At 65.4% G+C, this 18,509-nt stretch carries 15 protein-coding genes and 1 pseudogene; 9 read left to right on the top strand and 7 right to left on the bottom strand.

Going from position 1 to position 18,509, the window contains the following annotated elements; all coding sequences use genetic code 11:
• Positions 1–46 precede the first annotated feature (46 nt).
• From JQ507_19415 to JQ507_19405, 3 genes are all read right to left on the bottom strand, one after another.
• On the bottom strand, positions 47–2,227 hold the full coding sequence (locus JQ507_19415; protein QRI67166.1) for a phosphoesterase: 2,181 nt from the start codon (positions 2,225–2,227) through the stop codon (positions 47–49).
• Positions 2,227–3,966 (bottom strand): multicopper oxidase domain-containing protein, encoded by a 1,740-nt coding sequence (locus JQ507_19410; protein QRI67165.1) that lies wholly within the window; start codon positions 3,964–3,966, stop codon positions 2,227–2,229. Before JQ507_19410 ends, JQ507_19415 begins: the two co-directional genes overlap by 1 nt.
• A 412-nt stretch (positions 3,967–4,378) precedes the next feature.
• Positions 4,379–4,828 (bottom strand): hypothetical protein, encoded by a 450-nt coding sequence (locus JQ507_19405; GenBank protein QRI67164.1) that lies wholly within the window; start codon positions 4,826–4,828, stop codon positions 4,379–4,381.
• 70 nt (positions 4,829–4,898) lie between these two features.
• Here JQ507_19405 and JQ507_19400 point away from each other — a divergent pair, with 70 nt between their 5' ends.
• The gene (locus JQ507_19400) at positions 4,899–5,684 is read left to right on the top strand and encodes an ATPase (protein QRI73419.1); all 786 of its coding nucleotides are present in this window, start codon (positions 4,899–4,901) and stop codon (positions 5,682–5,684) included.
• A 108-nt stretch (positions 5,685–5,792) separates the two neighbouring features.
• Here the strand turns inward: JQ507_19400 and JQ507_19395 are convergent, their stop codons facing one another.
• The gene (locus JQ507_19395; protein ID QRI67163.1) at positions 5,793–8,018 is read right to left on the bottom strand and encodes a fused MFS/spermidine synthase; all 2,226 of its coding nucleotides are present in this window, start codon (positions 8,016–8,018) and stop codon (positions 5,793–5,795) included.
• A gap of 95 nt (positions 8,019–8,113) precedes the next feature.
• Here JQ507_19395 and JQ507_19390 point away from each other — a divergent pair.
• From JQ507_19390 to JQ507_19370, 5 genes and pseudogenes are all read left to right on the top strand, one after another.
• Positions 8,114–8,280, top strand: a pseudogene (locus JQ507_19390) (ATPase).
• Between the two features lie 64 nt (positions 8,281–8,344).
• The gene (locus JQ507_19385; GenBank protein ID QRI67162.1) at positions 8,345–9,922 is read left to right on the top strand and encodes a flagellar hook-length control protein FliK; all 1,578 of its coding nucleotides are present in this window, start codon (positions 8,345–8,347) and stop codon (positions 9,920–9,922) included.
• A complete protein-coding gene (locus tag JQ507_19380) occupies positions 9,919–10,182 on the top strand; it encodes an EscU/YscU/HrcU family type III secretion system export apparatus switch protein (protein QRI67161.1) in 264 nt (87 codons plus the stop codon). Before JQ507_19385 ends, JQ507_19380 begins: the two co-directional genes overlap by 4 nt.
• 84 nt (positions 10,183–10,266) lie before the next feature.
• Positions 10,267–11,079 carry a class D beta-lactamase gene (blaOXA, locus tag JQ507_19375; protein QRI67160.1) on the top strand — a complete coding sequence of 271 codons (813 nt, stop codon included), beginning with the start codon at positions 10,267–10,269 and terminating at the stop codon, positions 11,077–11,079.
• Positions 11,080–11,161: 82 nt separating this feature from the next.
• Entirely contained in the window at positions 11,162–11,818 is a 657-nt protein-coding gene (locus tag JQ507_19370) for a carboxymuconolactone decarboxylase family protein (protein ID QRI67159.1), read from the top strand.
• Between the two features lie 85 nt (positions 11,819–11,903).
• Here the strand turns inward: JQ507_19370 and JQ507_19365 are convergent, their stop codons facing one another.
• Positions 11,904–13,259 (bottom strand): PLP-dependent aminotransferase family protein, encoded by a 1,356-nt coding sequence (locus tag JQ507_19365; GenBank protein QRI73418.1) that lies wholly within the window; start codon positions 13,257–13,259, stop codon positions 11,904–11,906.
• 217 nt (positions 13,260–13,476) lie between these two features.
• On the opposite strand from JQ507_19365, the gene JQ507_19360 reads away from it, so the two are divergent.
• Entirely contained in the window at positions 13,477–14,325 is an 849-nt protein-coding gene (locus JQ507_19360; protein QRI73417.1) for a DMT family transporter, read from the top strand.
• A gap of 97 nt (positions 14,326–14,422) precedes the next feature.
• On the opposite strand, the gene JQ507_19355 is transcribed toward JQ507_19360, so the two are convergent.
• The gene (locus JQ507_19355; GenBank protein ID QRI67158.1) at positions 14,423–15,427 is read right to left on the bottom strand and encodes a dienelactone hydrolase family protein; all 1,005 of its coding nucleotides are present in this window, start codon (positions 15,425–15,427) and stop codon (positions 14,423–14,425) included.
• A 649-nt stretch (positions 15,428–16,076) separates the two neighbouring features.
• On the opposite strand from JQ507_19355, the gene JQ507_19350 reads away from it, so the two are divergent.
• Positions 16,077–16,385, top strand: coding sequence for a PilZ domain-containing protein (locus JQ507_19350; GenBank protein QRI73416.1), 309 nt, complete (start codon positions 16,077–16,079; stop codon positions 16,383–16,385).
• Here JQ507_19350 and JQ507_19345 read toward each other — a convergent pair.
• Positions 16,378–16,779: a DUF4260 domain-containing protein gene (locus JQ507_19345; protein QRI67157.1), complete on the bottom strand. Its 402-nt coding sequence runs from the start codon at positions 16,777–16,779 to the stop codon at positions 16,378–16,380. The two genes, JQ507_19350 and JQ507_19345, sit on opposite strands and share 8 nt — an antisense overlap.
• Before the next feature lie 158 nt (positions 16,780–16,937).
• Between JQ507_19345 and JQ507_19340 the strand changes: the two genes are divergently transcribed.
• Positions 16,938–18,470 carry an acyl-CoA carboxylase subunit beta gene (locus JQ507_19340; GenBank protein QRI67156.1) on the top strand — a complete coding sequence of 511 codons (1,533 nt, stop codon included), beginning with the start codon at positions 16,938–16,940 and terminating at the stop codon, positions 18,468–18,470.
• The last annotated feature ends 39 nt before the right edge of the window (positions 18,471–18,509 follow it).

Here is an 18,509-nt window from a genome sequence, read left to right as displayed (position 1 = left end):
GCCGGCCTTTCGGGCCGGCGGATCGTTGTGTCGCAAGGTGCGGCCGTCAGTGGTTCCAGTTGTCACCCCGATCGTCGCCGTCACCACCATGGTGATGGCCGCCGTCGTCGAAATCGAAGAAGTCGAACAGGTCGCTGAGCGCCGGGCTGTTGACCGGAACATAGGGATTGCCGGGCGCCGCAACCGGGTTCGGGAAGTTGTCGCGGCTGCGATGGGTGATCGGCTCCAGGCGCCAGTTCCGCTCGATGAATTTGATGATCGAGACATGATCGGCATATTCATGCGAGATGTGGCCGTGCCGCGCGTATGGCGACACGACGATCAGCGGGATGCGCGTGCCGTCGCCGAAATAGTCGAGCGGCTGCACGTAGCCGGAGTCGAAGTAGCCGCCACCTTCGTCGAACGTGATGAAGATCGCGGTGTCCCTGGCGTAGTCCGAGGCCTGCACCTGATCGACGACCTTCTTGGCGAAGCCTTCGAACAGGTTGAGCTTGGACGATGACGGGTGACCGTCGGTGAAGCCGCTCGGCTTGACGAAAGAGACCGCCGGCAGCGAGTGCTTGGAGAGGTCGGAGTACAGATCAACCGAGTCCTTGATATGGGCGGCGACCTGCTCCGGGTGCGACATGATCGAGGTGTCGTACTGGAACGGATTGCAGATGTTGCAATACTCATCCGCGGTCGGACCGGCCACGCCCCAATTGAGCTGGTAGGGATCGTTGACGTAGTTGTTCCACTGGTCGCCGTAGTACTTCCAGGAGATGTTCCGGTCGTTCAGGCTGTCGCCGATGCTCTTGCGGGTCGACGGCGGGATCGTGAACGGCGTGTTGGACGGATTGGTGTCGGTGTAGGCGTTCTTGCCGTTGCCGAAATAACCCGGATTGTAGTTGTTCAAGAGATAATAGTGGCCCGGTTCGCAATTCGCGTTGATCCGGATGCCCTTCAGATAGTCCAGGATCGGCTTGACACCGGGCTGGCTTGCATCCGAGCAGTCGCTGTAGGAGCCGCCGCCGGACACCGGGCTCGTTTGGAAGGGCGGCGGGAAGCCGCCGTTTCCGCCGGCGCCGTAGCCGTCCTCGGTGTACCAATTGTTGGTGCCGGCAGCCGGATTCGGATTCTCGATCTCATGCACGATGCCGGCATCGGGCGTGCCGCCGAAAACCTGAATGCCGTTCGGCGGCACCGCGGCGTTGCCGTAAGTGTCGCTGAAGTAGATCATGTCGGCATGACCGAGCATGATGTGGTTGGCACCGGTGCCGCCGTTGACGGATTGGTGGAAGTTGTCGCTCATCGCATATTTCTGCGCCAGCGAGGTGAAGTACGGCACGTCACCCTTCTGCACGTTGTAGAAGCCGAGCGCCGTCGAACCCTCGCCCGTGGTCGTCGCCGTCGGCGAGTATTCCGTGGAGAAGTTGGAGGGCTGCGTCGCGCCGTCGGCGCCGGCGCCGACCGTCACTTCGACCCAGGCGAACAGATTGCCGCCGCATCCCGACGGGTTGTCGCGGCTGGCTGCCGAGTGGTTGCAGTTCAACTGCTGCCACATCTGGTAGAAGCGATGCACCGGGCTCGCCGAATAGGAGTCGTAGGGCATCGCATCGCCGTTGGTGAGCTGGAACGGGCCGGCCGGCAACGCATTGACGTTGCTGATGCGCTGATCGGGCGTGTGCGACGTCTGACCGGTACCGCCGGTCAAAAGGTACTGGTAGTACTCCGCGGGCAGGCCGGATTCCGACTGCTGCGCCAGCACCAGCGACGCCTCACAGGTGGTGATCGGCGAGCTGCCGCACTTGTTCGGGATGTAGGAGACCTTGGGGCCGCCGACCTGCGGGGACGGCAGCTGATCCTTGGGGAAATTCTGCTTCGGCGGGCTCAGCAGGAACGCATCGCTCGGGCCGTTATCTAAAGCTGCCTGCTGATGCGCCTTTTCGAAGTTCGGCCCGGGGATCGCATTCTTGCTGGCGTCGAGCTTGACGATGCCCTGCGAGAGCAAGTTGAACACGCTTTGGTCGCGGCGCTCGGGCACGTAGGTCGCGAACACGTGGTCGAAGCTGCGGTTCTCGCCGATGATGACGATCACGTGCTTGATCGGCGTCCGGGTCTCATGTCCATGGTGGTGATGGTCCCAGTCCTGTGCAAGGACAGGTCCGGCGGTGAACTGGCCCAGCGCCAGTGCGCTGAGGGTGAGGCGGCAACTCTGCAGCCAACGTGACTTCCGCTTGTCGCGCATTACAGTTCTCCTTTTTGGTGGTTGGTCGGCTTGGTGGAACTTGCAGTGTCGCGTGGCACGACCTTGATCCGTCCCATCATGCCGCCGTCCTCATGCTCGAGGACGTGACAGTGGTAGACGAAGGTGCCGACGATGTTGGGGTCGCGAAAATCCATGCGCAGGCGAACGCTCGGATATTTCAGCATGCGGCCGTTGTAGTAGGGCACGTTGACGGTATCGCGCAGGAACGGCTCGTTGACCGCGACGCCGGACCAGTCGAGCAGCTGGAAGTGAAGCTGATGGATGTGGAAATCATGCAGCTCCATCGAGCGGTTCTCGATGATCCAGTCCTCGACGTCGCCCTGTCTCACGGTGATGTCGGGAACGTCGGATTGCGGATCGAACGGTTTCGGCGTCTCGCCCTCGAGGGTCATGAAGAACTTGGTCGGGCTGTTCGGATCGTTCGGGTTCTCCGGCTGCTCGGAGAAGAACAGTTTTCTGACGTGCACCGGTGCGACGTTGCCGACCCACGGCCGCTCCGGCCTCGGCAACGGCTCGGCGTGCGCGGGCAGGGTGGACTGCGGTTCGTCCGCATTGGCTGAGGCCGTGACGGTCATCAGCGCGCGGTTGGGGTCGTTTTCGCCGGCGGGCCCGGTGTCGACCGCCCGGGTCACCAGCAAGGCGGACGACCCGGCCGGCGGTCCCTCGACGATGAATTCCGCCCGCGAGCCCGGCGGCAGGCCGATGTGGTTGACCCATTGCACCGATGGCGACGGGCTGCCCTGGAATTGCAGCGGCACCCCATCGAGCCCGACGATGCCGATCTGCTGCGGCGCGCGGCCGATCAGCAGCGCGAGGTTGAGATAGGTGATCGCGGACGCGTTCAGCACGCGCCACAGCTGCCGCTCGCCTGGCTTCATCGTCAGCCTGGCCGGCGGATAGTTCGGATACGGCACCGGCACGAAGTTGATCGACAGATCCTTCGACGGCTTGCCGAAGCCGGTGCCGGAGTTGGCGACGTCGCCGTCGCTGTCGAGCTGGCTCTTGGTCATCACCGGCTCGAATTTCGACGGCGGCGCGTCGGGATTGACGAGATCCTGGTCGCGGATCACGAGCACGCGCTCGGGCAGCCCGGCGAGCTGTGGATCGGCGCGCTCGATGCCTTCGATGATGATGGCGCCGGAGGCGCCGCCGAGCACCTGTGTCTTGCTGAAGCCGTGCAGATGCGGGTGATACCAATAGAGGCCGGGCGCCGCGTCGTCGGGAATGCGCAGGCGATAGTCGAACGGCGCGTCGTCGGGCTGGATCGAGGTTTTCAGCACGTCGTCCTGATGGCAGACCGGCGGCACGGTCAGGCCGTGGAAGTGCAGGTTGGTCGAGATCGGCGTCATCGCGCCGCTCTCGCAGACGTCGGCCTGCTTCCTCGTCGTGCAGATCGGCGCGCCGGCGAGCGGGCGATCGATCGCGGGCGTTGTCGTATCGAGGTCGACGAGGTCGTTCTTGAAATGGATGACCAGTTGATCGCCCGGCTTCAGCCGCAGGGTCGGCGACGGCTTGCCGTTCGGCGTCAGATAGCAATAGCGGCTGGTTCCGTCGGGCAGCTTCTGATCGTGGATGGTGAGGTCGGTTTCGAGCACGCCGTCGCGGCTGCGCAGTTCGCCGGGTTCCTCGATCGCGCTTCCGGGCTCGGGCCGCGCGCAAACGTCCTGTTGCGTGCGCGGCGCATCCTGCACGCCTGCTGCGGCGAGCCAAGCCGTCATGCCGCTCGCAGCAAGCCCGAGGCAAGCCGCGGCGATGACACAACAAACGGTTGAAAGTCGTCGTGCCACGCCGCCCCGCCAATACGCCGCCACACGCGCGCAAGCGCACGACCGACGTCTTGCATGACGTCGGTCTACGTCTTGCGACCGCAATGGTCGACAAAGTTTCCGTTTGGTGGTGCGAGGCTAGCCGCACGTTGTTGCGGTAATCTGGCAGCTATTTAACGCGCAGATGACAGAAACTTGCGGCACTTCGACGCAGAAAGTGCGCGCGGCGTTCAAACCTGTTGAGCGATCAATCGGATGGCCATTGCGCGATTGAATTGCGGAGATACCAAGACGCGCAGGTAATCGGCAGATATTTTTTCGGTGTCGCCGATCCTGTCATCTGCCGTTGTGCCGACATCTGGGATTAGCGCCTGAACTGCGCCAGAAACATCCGCAATGAATCGTGCGGACTCTCGACATCCGCAATGACCCAGCCCTCCGGTCCGTTGACGACGATGAAGTTGAGCGTGACGGCGCGGCCCTCATTGTCGAAGGTCACAGTCACATCGGTCTTGTCGAACTGCCGCCGCGGCGTTGCGATCGAGACCGGGCCGATCCGCCAGGTCGGGCCCTGCACCAGAAAATCGTACGGCGCGTCGTGCAGGGCGGTCCAGGCGCCGCGCAGGCCGGCATCGAAGAACTGCCGGGCGGTCTGCTCGTCTCGCGGCAGGCCATTGGAAAACGCGGCGCTACCCCTGCCGTAATGAGCGTAGACGTTGCGGATCAGCGATTCCGGCGTGCGGAACCCGGCGTCGGCGGCGCCGAAAACCGCCGTAACGAGCGAGAAACCCGCGAGGAATGTGCCGCGTCCCATCAGCTTTATTTGCCGTTGCCGCTGGCATATCTTGCAGGGAAATCCCTTGAAACGAAAGCCGGCCGGCGCAATGCGCGAACTCTTCGACGATGTCCCTGACCAATCTCCGCTCGATCCGCAGGAGGCGGTGCGGCGCCACATCCGCACGCCCCAGCGCAAGCGGTTCTACACCAGCGCCGGCGTCACCGCTGCCGAGGGCGGATTTTCGATCACGCTTGACGGCAAGCAGGTCCGCTCGCCGTCCGGCAAGCCGATCGTGGTGCCGACCCGCACGATCGCCGATGCGATCGCGGCCGAGTGGGATGCACAGGGCGAGACCATCGATCCCGTGACCATGCCGTTGACGCGGCTGGCCAACAGCGTGATCGAGGGAGTGATCGATCGGGTCGGCGAGGTCGCGGACGATGCGGCAAAATTCCTCGGCAGCGATCTGCTGTTCTATCGGGCCGGCCATCCCGAGACGCTGGTGGCGCGCGAGGCCGAGCATTGGGACCCGATCCTGTTCTGGGCTGCCGACGCGCTCGGCGCCCATTTCGTGATGGCCGAAGGGGTCATGCATGTCGGCCAGCCCGAGCCTGCGATCAGGGCGGCGCGCGCCGCGTTTCCGACCGATCCATGGTCGGTGGCGGCGCTCCATGTGGTGACGACGCTGACCGGCTCGGCGTTGCTGGCGCTGGCGCTGGCGCACGGGGTGCGCGACGAGGACCAGGTCTGGGCCGCCGCCCATGTCGACGAGGACTGGAATATCGAGAAGTGGGGCGTCGACGAGGAGGTCGCGGCGCGCCGCGCCGCCCGCCAGGTCGATTTCAAGGCCGCCGCCGGGATCCTGAGGGAGTTCAGGCCGGCTGCCGGTTAACGAGGGGGTAACACGCATACCGTCCAAGCATGTGACGCGTGTATCGATGCGAGCCGGGATACGAGGATTTCTTGTCGTTTCAAGACCCAAGTTCGTTCTTGGATGCGACTAATATCTGATCACCCGCAGAAGGTCGGCGCGCTGATCCGTCCAAAGATGCCGGGATTCCGGCTTTGGAAGCGGCGCCCAGCCGTCCCGGCTCGTGAAAGCGTCCAGATCGATTTCCTGTCTGACGACAATGACGACCAGCGCGGGCGAACGTCGCCAGACCGGGGTTCCTGGCGTCGGATCGTCAAAGAGAATGCGTGCCGGCAGGACTGCATCCGCCGTCAAGGCTGCGACAACCGGAGTGAGATCCAGCCTCCGGCTGCTGATGTGGAGCAGGAGGTGCCCGCCCGGTGCCAGTTTCCGCAGGTAAATGGCCAAGGCCTCGCGCGTGATCAGATGCATCGGAACGCTGTCTGAACTGAACGCGTCGACAATGAGCGCGTCATAAGTCCCATCCGGTGCGTTCTCGATCGTCATTCGCGCGTCGCCGAGGACGACATGGGCGCGCGGAGCGCAATTTTGCAGGAACTGGAAATGCTCTCTCGCCAGGTGCTCGACCGCGGCATCGATCTCGTAGAACGTCCAATCCTGTCCGTCGCCGGCGTAACAGGCGAGGGCGCCGGTGCCTAATCCGATAACCGCGACTTGCCGCAGTTTGACCGGCGATAAAACGGCGAAGAAGCGTCCGAATGGGCCTTCCTTGCTGTAATAGGTCAGCGGTTGGGTGGCCTCGTTCGGCCGCAAGCTTTTGGCTCCGTGCAGCGTAGTGCCGTTCATGAGGAGGAGGGCCGGCGCCTCCGCATCATCGATCAACTCGACCTTGTGTACGCCGAAAAAGCTTCGTTCGGCGGCGACCTGCTTTCCTGATTTCTGAGGCATCAATTGAAACAGCAGGAGGAGCGCGACGGCGATGCCGAACCGCCAGCGTCGTTGCGAGAATTTGACCAGCACCAGCGCCGGCAGCAGGTACAGCATGTAAAGCAGCGCCATCGATAGCGGGCCGGGAACCGCACCTTCGATCAGGATTGCTCGACCGGCCAGCAGGGCGGCAGCGAGCAGCAGCGGCAGCACGATATCCATCATCAGGTTGGAACGGTCGTCCGCTGGCATGCGGGGCCTCGCCAGGCATGCCGCGATCAAGGCGAGTGGATATTCCCACACGCTGGTGAAGACCACAGGAGCAATCAGCGCGTTGAAGATTCCACCGACAACGCCGCTCAACGAGACGAAGAAATAGAACTCGGTAAGCCGCGCTGTCGGCGGCCGCCGTTTCGCCAGTTCGCCATGGCAGACCATGCCGATGACAAAAAAGCACCCGAGGTGCAGGGCGAGTGCGATTGTAAGGGGAAGCAGGTTGCCGATGCCGCCGCTGGTCACCACGACCACGATCAGCGTCACCGGCATTGCGCGCGACATCATCGCATGAGGGAGGGGAGGACGGCGGGCGAAGGCGAGAATGAATGTCAAAAGATACAGGGTTAGCGGCAGCACCCACAGCAGCGGCGCAGACGCAATGTCCGTCGCGATATGTTGGGTGACGCCGAGCAGCAGCGATGACGGGATGAAGGCGAGCGCCATCCATATCAAGCGATCTCGCGGGCCAATCGTCGCGGTTGCTTCGGTGATCGGGTCCGGCGCGTCCGCCCGCTTGCGGGACAACATGATCGTGCCACACGCGGCGATGCCGAGAGCCAGCGCGGCGAAGCCGGCTGACCACAGTGTCGCCTGCAGGTCGAGCGGCAGCTCCGGCTCGACGACGAGCGGATAGGCAAGCAGCGCCAGAAGACTGCCAGTGTTGCTCACGGCGTACAGGAAGTATGGATCGCGTGCCCGCTTGTGGTCGGCGCCGGAAAACCAATGCTGCAGAAGAGGGGCCGTCGCCGAGATAGCGAACAGCGGGACGCCGCACGCCAAGGTGAGGCGCAGCAAGAGCCAAAGGATCGGGGACTGTTCCGCTGACGGTCCATCCGAACCGAGTGACAGCGGGAGCATCAGGGCCGACATCGGCATCAGGATGCAGATGTGAACGACAACCTGGGCAACTCGCGACGATAGTCTCGTCAGCAGATGCGCGTAGCCGTAGCCGAGGAGCAGTACAGTCTGGAAGAAGACCAGGCAGGTGCTCCAGACCGCCGCTGCGCCGCCGAGCTTTGGCAACACCATCTTGGCGATCATCGGCTCGACGAAAAACATCAGGCCGGCGCTGAGAAACAGGCTGACGGCGAACGTTGGAATAGCCATCGACGATCGGGCGAGCCACGAATCTGTGGCGGTCAAATTGATCATAAAAATCAGTCCTGAAATGGCGTAACGCTACCATTGCATTTCCGGGGCGGGCAACGGGTTCGGTACCAGCTAGTTAACGGATGATCCGAGCGCTGCTCGCGCTGACGCATGACGTCCGTCACAATGACCAGGTCCGGGCTGCGGCCCATGTCGACGAGGACTGGAATATCGGGAAATGGGGCGTCGACGAGGAGGCCGTGCCGCCCGGCAGGTCGATTTCAAGGCCGTCGCCGCCGTCCTCGGGGAGTTCAGGTCGGGTTAACGAGACCTTTACGGCGCCGGGCTAGCCTGCGGCACGTTCCCGCCGCCTGGCAGAGTCCTCCGACATGGCACTTGCCGTCAATCCCGTGCTGCCGGTGATCGCCTCGAAGGAGGCGGACAGCGTTGCGCCGGACCTCACGCTCGAGGCCGGCAGCGTCGTCAATGCCCAGGTCCTGAAGGTGCTGTCCGCCGACCTGGTGCGGATCGCGATCGCGAGCCTGACGATCGATGTCCAGACCGAGGTGCCGCTGCAGCAGGGCCAGAACCTGCAGCTTGCGGTGTCGCAGAGCAGTGGCGGCATCCGCTTGCAACTGGTTGGATCGGGCGCGGACACCGGCGATGCGGTGCAACTGTCGCCGGGCGCGGCCAACGCCACCGCCGCGCCGCAACCCGCCGCCACGGCGCCGAAGGCTGCGCTGACGCCGCTGGAGCGCATCACCATCACTGCTGCGGCCCAGCATGCGGCGGCGGTGCAGGGCAGCCAGGCGCCGCTGTTTGCCAACCTCACCGCGGTGGCCTCCGCGAATCTGCCGCCAAGGCTGCAGGCTGCGATCGCGCAGGTGCTGGCGCAGCAGACCGGCCTCGACGAGAATTTGAGCGGCGATGCCGTCAAGGCCGGCTTCCAGAAGTCCGGCCTGTTGCTGGAGGCAACGCTGGCGACGGGTGTCGCGCCGGCGAGCGGCAGCGCGCCCGACCTGAAGGCCGCGCTGATCGTGCTGCGCCAGGCGCTGACCGCGCTCGGTGCCGGCGAGGCTGCGCGGCCCGCGTCCACGCCGCTGCAGCAACCGGCGTTGCCCAGCGCCGGAGCGGCACCGAGCCTCGTGCCATCAGGCACGCCCAGCCTCGACGTCCAGGAGATCCTGCTGCCGCAGGCGCGGGTGCCGGTTACCGAGGATCTCACGCGTGGCGCCACGCGGCTCGCCGGCGCGCTCGCGGATGCGCTCGATGCCGGGCCGTCAGCGGGCGGCGCGCTCAATCTCATTCAGGAAGCGCTGCATGAGCTCGGCAACCCCGCACGGCAGGGCGCCGCACCGCGGGAGATGCTGCCCGGCGATGTGCCCGCGCGCGGCAGCCCGCCGCCGCCGTTCCCCGGGGCGCTGCCGTCGGCCCAGGCCGTCGCCGAGGCTACGATCGCGCCGGGTGCGCCGCTTGCAACCACGGCACACCGCCTGCTGGAAAACACCGACGCGGCGCTGGCGCGGCAGACGCTGCTGCAGGTCGCCTCGCTGCCGGGCCACAACGATGCTGCACGCGCGCAGCTCGACGCCATGGTGCCGCGCTGGAATTTCGAGATCCCGTTCCTGACCCAGCAGGGCACGGCGATGGCGCAGTTCGAGATTTCGCGGGACGGCGGCGGCAACGAAGTCGAGGCCGCCAAGCGGGTGTGGCGGGCGCGCTTCACGCTCGACGTCGAGCCGGCCGGCCCGGTGCACGCGCTGGTCTCGCTGAGCGGCGAGCGGACCTCGGTGCGGATGTGGGCCGAGCGGTCTTCGACCGCCGCGCAGCTGCGCGCCGGGGCCGCCGAGCTGAGCCAGGCGCTGACCAGGGCCGAGCTCACGCCCGGTGACATCGAGATCCGCGACGGCAGTCCGCCGCAACCTGCGCCCGCGCGCGCCGGCCATTTCCTGGACCGCGCATCATGAGCGAGACGCAGAACCAGCTCGCGGTCGCGCTGCACTACGACCATGCCGGCGCGCCACGCGTCGTGGCAAAAGGCAAGGGCGCGATCGGCGCCAAGATCATCGAGGTCGCCAAGGCCAACGACATCCCGATCGAGGAGAACGAGGTCTTGGCCGGTGCGCTCTCCAATGTCGAGCTCGGCGACGAGATCCCGGCCGAGCTCTACAAGGCCGTCGCGGAGGTGCTGGTGTTCGTGCTGCGGATGTCGGGCCGGGCGCGCTGAGCGTTTTCAACCGAAGACTCTGTTGCCATCCTTTCACCACGATGGCATCCATCGTCGTCAACCCGAAACGGTTCAGGTCCTGTCGTGATCCATCGCCGCCATGCGCTCGGTCTGTTTGCTGCCGCCGCCATCCTGCCGTCGCGCAGTTTTGCAAATGTGTCCTACCAACGCAGCGAGTTTCGCGAGGATCTGCAAAAGCGGTTCTTCGATCTCGGTACCGAGGGCACCTTCGTCGGCTACAAGATCGACGACTATCTGATCATCGCCAGCGACAAGGTTCGCTCGGGCGAGGGCCGGCTGCCGGCCTCGACCTTCAAGATCCCGAATGCGCTGATCGCGCTCGACACCGGCGTGGTGCAAGATCCGGACAAGGACGTCTTCAAGTGGGACGGCGTCACCCGCAGCATCGAGGCCTGGAACAAGGATCACACGCTGCGCTCGGCGATCGCGGTCTCGGCTTTTCCGGTATTCCAGGAGATCGCCCGCCGGATCGGCGAGGAGCGGATGAAGAAATATCTCGACGCGATCGACTACGGCAATCGCGACATCGGCGGCGGCATCGACCAGTTCTGGGTGACGGGCAATCTGCGCATCGATCCGGTGCAGCAGATCGATTTCCTCGACCGGCTGCGCCGCGGCGTGCTGCCGGTCGGCAAGCGCAGCCAGCAGCTGGTGTGCGATATTCTCCCGGTGACGAAAGTCGGCGACGCCGTCATCCGCGCCAAGACCGGCCTCACCGACAAGGAGCACGGCTCGCTCGGCTGGCTGGTCGGCTGGTCCGAGAAGGGCAATGAGATCACCGTGTTCGCGATGAACATGGACTGCAAGACCCAGGCGCAGATCGACGCGCGGATGAGCGTCACGCAGCAATGCCTCACCGATATCGTCGCGCTGTGACGAGCTGACCTGCGTGCGCCGCGGCTGGTGAGCGCCGCGAAGCTCGACTAGCATCCTCCGACAAACCAAAGCGGAGGAAATCATGCATTCGGCAACTGTCTGGCTTTCGTCGCTCACGCTGGCCGCAGCCGGCGGCTGGCTCGCCGCCACGGTGCTCTCCGCACCCGCCACCAGCAAGGAGCCGCGCTTCCCGCAGCTCACCATGGATCAGCTCAACGACCAGCAGCGGCCGCTCGGCGAGCGGATCATGAAAGTGTCGAGCGTCGGCATCGGCGGGCCCTACAATCCGATCATCCGCAGCCCGGTGCTCGGCCAGCGCCTCTACGATCTGTTCTATTATCTGCGTTGGCAGACCTCGGTGCCGACCAGGCTCAACGAGTTCGCGATCCTGATCATCGGCCGGCAGTGGCGCTCGCAGGTCGAATGGTTCGCGCACGCGTCGCTCGCCGCCAAGGCCGGGCTGTCTGCCGACGTGATCGCCGAGTTGAAGGCCGGCAACCGGCCGTCGAAAATGACCGACGACGAGGCCGTCGTGTACGACTTCGTCACCGAGCTCACCACGACCAAGAAGGTCTCCGACGCGACCTATGCGCGGGCCAAGACAATCTTCAACGATCAGCAGATCGTCGATCTTACTGCACTCGCCGGCAATTACGTGATGGTCGCGATGATTCTGGCGATGGCCGAGGAGACCGTGCCGCCGGGCAAGGAGGAGCCGTTCAAGGTCGGCGAGAAGTAGGGCGCTGCCCCACTTCACCTCGCCCCGTAAGAACGGGGCGAGGGAGTAGAGCGCCGTTGTGGACGCCATTGATCCGTCTCGCGCCTCAGCGCCCGAGCGCCCGCTGCAATGCCGGCATCAGCTTCGGGTCGCGGCATTGCGCGACGTTGAAGCGCATGAAGCCGCTGGCCGATTGCGTGGTGCTGAAGACGTTGCCCGGCGCCAGCACGATGTTGTCGGCGAGCGCGGCGCGCGCCACGTCCGCGGAATCGCAGCCGTCGGGCAGGCGGCACCAGAGCTGGAAGCCGCCGCGCGGCATCAGCCAGGGTTCGATGCCGATGCGCTGCAGCTTCTCGCCGACGTCGCGGCGGGCGCGCGCGAGCCGCCGGCGCAGCTCCTCGACATGCTTGCGGTAAAAGCCGGTCGCGAGCACGCTGGCGATGATTTCGGTCGCAACCGCGCAGGGGCCGCCGAACCCGGTCGCGACCTGCAGGTCGACCAGCTGCTCGATCCAGTCGGCGCGCGCCGCGATGAAGCCGCAGCGCAGCGACGCCGACAGCGTCTTGGAGAAGCTGCCGATCCGGATCACGCGGTTCAGCCCGTCGAGCGCCGCGAGCCGCGCCGACGGCTCCGGCTCGAAATCGGCGAAGATGTCGTCCTCGACGATGGTGAGATCGCAGGCGGTGGCGGCATTCAGCACGCGGTGCGCGGTCTGCGGCGACATCGTCGCACCTGTCGGGTTGTGCAGCCCGGATACGGTGATGTAGAGCCGCGGCCGCTCGGCTTCGAGCACGGCCTCGAAGCTTGCGACATCGGGCCCCGACGGGGTGTAGGGCACGCTGACGAGCTTGACCTGATGGGCTCGCAGCAGCGCCCGGAAATTGAAGTAGCAGGGATCGTCGACCAGCACCGTGTCGCCGGGCCGCAGCAGGAAGCGACAGATCAGGTCGATCGCCTGGGTGCCGGACATCGTCAGCAGCACCTGGTCGGGCGACGCGTCGAGACCCTCGTCGGCGAACCGCGCCATCAGCGTGCGGCGCAGGGCGAGTGAGCCGCGCGTTGCGCCGTAATCGGCGAGCACGGCGTCCTCGGCCCGCGCCAGGCCGCGGAACGCGCGCCGCAGCGCCTCGGTCGGCATCCAGTCGGCGGGCAGCCAGCCGCAGCCCGGCTTCAGCGCGCCGCTCGCGGCGTCGAGCGATTGCCGCGACACCCAGAACGGATCGACGGCGCGGTCGCGCTGCGGCTGGTCCTGGGCCAGCGAAAGCCGCGGCAGCGCCGCCGACGAGACATAGAAGCCGGAGCCCGGTCGCGCCCGGATCAGGCCCTCGGCGGCGAGCCGGTCATAGGCCTCGACCACGGTCGAGGGCGAGACGCCCATGGTCGCGGCAAAGCTGCGGATCGAGGGCAGGCGGTCGTCGGCGGCGAGCGCGCGGCTCGCGATCCTGGCGCGAATCGCGTTCATCACCTCGGTGGTTCGGGTCGCCTTCGGCGCATTGGACGGCTGTCGCAAGTGTATGCCTACCTTCACCCATACAGTTTGGCGATATTGTACTGATCCGTAGCTGCCTTGGCCAGCCCGCCGCCGCTATCCTCGCTCGCGAAAGACTAGGTGCGCGATGCGCGATTCGAAGACATTGTCGGGGAAGTCCTGGACCGGCGAGGCGGCCGGCGGCGCGTCGCTGGAGGGCTGGGGCAGCGGCCTGCTCGGCGTGATCATTTTCAGCGGCTCGTTGCCGGCGACGCGCGTTGCGGTGGCCGGGTTCTCGCCATTGTTCCTGACCGCTGCGCGGGCTGCGATCGCGGCGCTGCTCGGCGCCGTGCTGCTCGCGGTGCTGCGCCAGCCCTGGCCGGAACGGCGCGACCTGGTGTCGCTGACCATTGTCGCGCTCGGTGTCGTGATCGGCTTTCCGTTGCTGACCGCGCTGGCGCTCCAGCACATCACCTCGGCGCATTCGATCGTGTTCATCGGCTTGCTGCCGCTGTCGACCGCGGTGTTCGGCGTGCTGCGCGGCGGCGAGCGGCCGAAGCCGCTGTTCTGGCTGTTCTCCTGCATCGGCGGTGCGACGGTGGCCGGGTTTGCGTTGTCGAACGACGGATCGGCCTCGCTGACCGGCGACCTCCTGATGGTCGCGGCCATCGTCATCTGCGGTCTCGGCTACGCCGAGGGTGCGGCGCTGTCGCGCAGGCTGGGCGGCTGGCAGGTGATCTCCTGGGCGCTGGTGCTCTCGGTGCCGGCGACGCTGCTGATGACCATCATGACGTTGCCGCCGAGCTGGCAGGGTATCGGCGCGCCGGCCTGGCTCGGGCTCGGCTATGTCTCGATCTTCAGCATGCTGGTCGGCTTCGTGTTCTGGTACCGCGGGCTTGCGCTCGGCGGCATCGCCAGCGTCGGCCAGTTGCAGCTGTTGCAGCCGTTCTTCGGGCTCGCGCTCGCCGGGCTTTTGCTGCATGAGCCGGTCGCCTGGTCGATGATCGCGGCGACCATGCTGGTCGTGGTCTGCGTGGTGTTCGCGCGACGCTTCGCTTGAGAGCATGATCCGGAAAAGTGCGAAGCGGTTTTCCGAGTAAGATCATGCTAAGACAAGAACCAAGCGCGATGACGATTCAACCAAATCTCATCGCGCTTTAGCCCAGCTTGAATAGCGCCTGCAGGAAGTCGCTGACCGCCTTGCGGGCCTCGAGCGCGGTGGCCGGATTGCCGCCGACATGCGGACCGAGCTCGACGCAGACATCCTTGTAGCTGAACGGCGCCTGCGTCGATGCGTTCATCAGCACGCCGCCTTCGGCTTCCTTGATCGTGCAGCGGCGCACGGTCTGCGATCCCGTCGCCTCCACCACCGTGTTGTTGCCGATCAGGCCGGCGTCGAAGCCGTGCGCGGAGTCGGGATATTCGGTCAGCACCACGTCACGCTTGGCCTCTTGCAGGCGCGTGACATAGGCCTTGCAGCTTGCGACCGGGTTGTAGTCATCGGGCGTGCCGTGGAAGATCCGGATCGGCCGCGCCGCGACCTCGGTGTCGGCGAGATAGCTCGTCGAGCAATCCGGATAGAACGGGATATAGGCCGCGAACTGCACGCCGGACTTGTTCCAGAACTTGTTGAAGCGATCGAGGCTCGCATAGAGCGTGGCCTGGCCGCCGCGCGAGAATCCCATCAGCACAATGCGCTCGGGATCGACCCGCGGGTGCTTCGCGAGGATCTCCAGCGAATGATAGATGTCGACGATGAAATTGAGCCGGCCGAGCAGGGCCTGGTTCGGCCCGGTCGCGGTCAGGCCGCGGCCGGAGAAGCCGTCGATCACGAAAGTCGAGATGCCCATCGCGTTGAAGTGGCGGACCCAACCGTCCATGCCGGCGCCGACCCCGCTCGAGCCGTGCATCAGCACCACGACCGGCAGCCGGCCGGTTCCCTGCGCGATCTTGAATTCGCCGCCGACGGTGACCGGTTTGCCGTTGCTGTCGCCGGTCAGGAACTGGTGGTCGGAGATCGTCAGCGAGGGGATGGCGTAGATCTCGGTGCGCGCCGCGATATCCTTCGGGATCTGCTGCGCGCTGGTCTCGATGCAGGCGAACAGCAGCGCGCTGAGAAGCACCGCGCCAAATGCGGCCAGGCGACCGTAGCTGAGCATCATTTCCTCCTGTGACCTGGCCGAAGTGTAAAGCGCGCGCTAACCATGCCAAGTGCTAATTCATCCCGTCCGCCGCGCGGTCCCGCATTGTTGCGGATCAGGTTTCAGTGATCCTTAAGCCGAGCTGCCCACCTTGCGCGCTGACGCGACATCAGAGGGGCAGATGAGGTTCATTGCGCCTGACGCGATCCGGTCGGCAAGCCAGCGTGCACTGCTGGCGCAGTGGGATCAACTGGCCGCCGGCCGGCCATTTCCCGCCCTCGCCGAGCTGAAGCCGGATCCTGCGGTCCATGATCCCCGGCAGCTCGTCGCATGGGCGGTCGAAGGCGAGGGCCGGCTGCGCAAGTTTCGCGCGATGTATCAGGGCGAGAATGTCGCCGAGGCGTTCAATTCGGCCTGGGCCGGGAGGACCATGGAGCAGGTGGTCCCGATGTCGCTCCGGCGCATCACGCTGACGCCGGCGAAGGATTGCGCCGCGAGCGGCTGCGCGGTCTACATGGTGTTCTCCACCATCGATGCCAACGACCAGCAGGTCGATTGCGAGCGGCTGCTGCTGCCGTTCGGCAGCGGCGGCGCGAAGGTCGAGCATCTGCTCGCATCGCTGCAATTAACGGCGGTTGCAAGCAGGCCTCGCATTGTCAAGCATTTCGACATGCAGGCGGACGTGCGGCTGCAGGGCAGGATCCGTTCCGGTTTCTCGACCGGCGCGACCAGCGAGGCCGCCGGCGACCAGCGCCGGGCGTCCCGTCGCAACGTCGCACGCGCGGCGCGGCTGAGCTTTGCCCGGCGCAGCATGACCTGCATCGTCCGCAACCTCTCCACGACGGGCGCCGCTATTGAGGTGAGCAATCCCGCCGAAGTCCCGGACAGCTTCCGTCTCGTGCTGGAGATGGAAGCGATGGAGCGGCGCTGTCGCGTGGTGTGGCGCAGGAAAGGCCGGATCGGGGTCGAGTTCAGCTGAGCTTTCCGATCCGCCCGAGATGGGTGAAGCCAAAACCGGCCGGATATTTCAGCCCATAGCCGAGCGCCCGATCGATCCCGATATGGGCGAGCCAGATCATCGCGATCGAGAGCACCAAGGGTCCTTCACCGGCAAAGCCCAGTGTCATCAGCGCCACCGGCGCCAGATAGGTGTGGGCGGCGTTGTAGGCGATGGCGCCGATCCGCGGGCCGATCAGGTAGGCGGCAAAGCTTAAGTCCGGCACCAGGAACAGCAGGGCATAGACCAGCCAGGAACCCTCCCACTTGTAGTAGAGCACGGTCATCCCGACGAACAGCACCAGCCCCTCCAGCCGGAGCAGGGTGCGCACCCCGCCGGTCGCGGCGCCAGTCGCTTCAGTCGTCATGTCGGTCATTGCCGTCTCCCCAGATGTCGGAAAATCCTACCGTTTTGGCGCCCGAACCCGTTCACAAGCGCCTTTCCGGTTCCGAAATGGCCGTGCTAAAGCCATTCCGAACGAAGCGTCCCGGCCTCGGCCGGGGCGCGGACTGTAGCTAACACGGGCGGAAACAAATGAAAGATATCCTCGACACCCTCGAAGAGCGGCGCGCCGGCGCGAAATTGGGCGGCGGCGAAAAGCGCATCGAGGCGCAGCACGCCCGCGGGAAATTGACCGCCCGCGAGCGGATCGAGCTTTTGCTGGACAAAGGCTCGTTCGAGGAATTCGACATGTTCGTCGAGCACCGCTCGATCGAGTTCGGGATGGAAAAGACCAAGGTTCCCGGCGACGGCGTCGTCACCGGCTGGGGCACGGTCAACGGCCGCAAGACCTTTGTCTTCGCCAAGGACTTTACTGTGTTCGGCGGCTCGCTGTCCGAGACCCACGCGCTGAAGATCACGAAGCTGCAGGACATGGCGATGAAGGCGAGGGCGCCGATCATCGGCCTCTATGACGCCGGCGGCGCGCGCATCCAGGAGGGCGTAGCTGCCTTGGCGGGCTATTCCTACGTGTTCCGCCGCAACGTGCAGGCCTCGGGCGTGATCCCGCAGATCTCCGTCATCATGGGCCCCTGCGCCGGTGGCGATGTCTATTCGCCCGCGATGACCGACTTCATCTTCATGGTGAAGAACACCAGCTACATGTTCGTTACCGGCCCCGACGTGGTGAAGACCGTCACCAACGAGGTGGTCACGGCGGAGGAGCTCGGCGGTGCCTCGGTGCATGCGACGCGCTCCTCGATCGCCGACGGCGCCTTCGAGAACGACGTCGATGCGCTGTTGCAGATGCGCCGGCTGATCGACTTCCTGCCGTCGAACAACACCGACGGCGTGCCGGAATGGCCGAGCTTCGACGACATCGGCCGGGTCGACATGTCGCTCGATACGCTGATCCCCGACAATCCGAACAAGCCCTACGACATGAAGGAGCTGATCCTCAAGGTCGTCGACGAGGGCGACTTCTTCGAGATCTCGGAAACCTTCGCCCGGAACATCGTCACCGGCTTCGGCCGCATTGCTGGCCGTACCGTCGGCTTCGTCGCCAACCAGCCGATGGTGCTGGCGGGTGTGCTCGACAGCGATGCCTCGCGCAAGGCCGCGCGCTTCGTGCGGTTCTGCGATGCCTTCAACATCCCGATCGTCACCTTCGTCGACGTGCCGGGCTTCCTGCCGGGTACCGCGCAGGAATATGGCGGCCTGATCAAGCACGGCGCCAAACTGCTGTTCGCCTATTCGCAGTGCACGGTTCCGCTCGTCACCATCATCACCCGCAAGGCCTATGGCGGCGCCTTCGACGTCATGGCCTCGAAGGAGATCGGCGCCGACATGAACTATGCCTGGCCGACCGCCCAGATCGCCGTGATGGGCGCCAAGGGCGCGGTGGAGATCATCTTCCGCTCCGACATCGGCGACCCCGACAAGATCGCGGCGCGAACCAAGGAATACGAGGACCGCTTCCTGTCCCCCTTCATCGCCGCCGAGCGCGGCTACATCGACGACGTCATCATGCCGCATTCGACGAGGCGGCGGATCGCGCGCGCGCTTGCGATGTTGAAGGACAAGAAGGTCGAGATCCCGGCGAAGAAGCACGACAATCTGCCGTTGTGAGGGAAGCGTAGGGTGGGTTAGCGCAAGCGAGACCCACCA

The sequence above is a fragment of the Bradyrhizobium sp. PSBB068 genome (genome assembly GCA_016839165.1).
Lineage (GTDB): Bacteria > Pseudomonadota > Alphaproteobacteria > Rhizobiales > Xanthobacteraceae > Bradyrhizobium.
This window is presented reverse-complemented; position numbering and strand designations above follow the sequence as displayed.

Excerpts from the sequence above, each read along its gene's own strand:
- JQ507_19415 (QRI67166.1), bottom strand. The coding sequence starts at position 2,227 with ATGCGCGACAAGCGGAAGTCACGTTGGCTGCAGAGTTGCCGCCTCACC.
- JQ507_19410 (QRI67165.1), bottom strand. The coding sequence starts at position 3,966 with ATGACGGCTTGGCTCGCCGCAGCAGGCGTGCAGGATGCGCCGCGCACG.
- JQ507_19405 (QRI67164.1), bottom strand. The coding sequence starts at position 4,828 with ATGGGACGCGGCACATTCCTCGCGGGTTTCTCGCTCGTTACGGCGGTT.
- JQ507_19400 (QRI73419.1), top strand. The coding sequence starts at position 4,899 with ATGCGCGAACTCTTCGACGATGTCCCTGACCAATCTCCGCTCGATCCG.
- JQ507_19395 (QRI67163.1), bottom strand. The coding sequence starts at position 8,018 with ATGATCAATTTGACCGCCACAGATTCGTGGCTCGCCCGATCGTCGATG.
- JQ507_19385 (QRI67162.1), top strand. The coding sequence starts at position 8,345 with ATGGCACTTGCCGTCAATCCCGTGCTGCCGGTGATCGCCTCGAAGGAG.
- JQ507_19380 (QRI67161.1), top strand. The coding sequence starts at position 9,919 with ATGAGCGAGACGCAGAACCAGCTCGCGGTCGCGCTGCACTACGACCAT.
- JQ507_19370 (QRI67159.1), top strand. The coding sequence starts at position 11,162 with ATGCATTCGGCAACTGTCTGGCTTTCGTCGCTCACGCTGGCCGCAGCC.
- JQ507_19365 (QRI73418.1), bottom strand. The coding sequence starts at position 13,259 with ATGAACGCGATTCGCGCCAGGATCGCGAGCCGCGCGCTCGCCGCCGAC.
- JQ507_19355 (QRI67158.1), bottom strand. The coding sequence starts at position 15,427 with ATGATGCTCAGCTACGGTCGCCTGGCCGCATTTGGCGCGGTGCTTCTC.
- JQ507_19350 (QRI73416.1), top strand. The coding sequence starts at position 16,077 with ATGCAGGCGGACGTGCGGCTGCAGGGCAGGATCCGTTCCGGTTTCTCG.
- JQ507_19345 (QRI67157.1), bottom strand. The coding sequence starts at position 16,779 with ATGACCGACATGACGACTGAAGCGACTGGCGCCGCGACCGGCGGGGTG.
- JQ507_19340 (QRI67156.1), top strand. The coding sequence starts at position 16,938 with ATGAAAGATATCCTCGACACCCTCGAAGAGCGGCGCGCCGGCGCGAAA.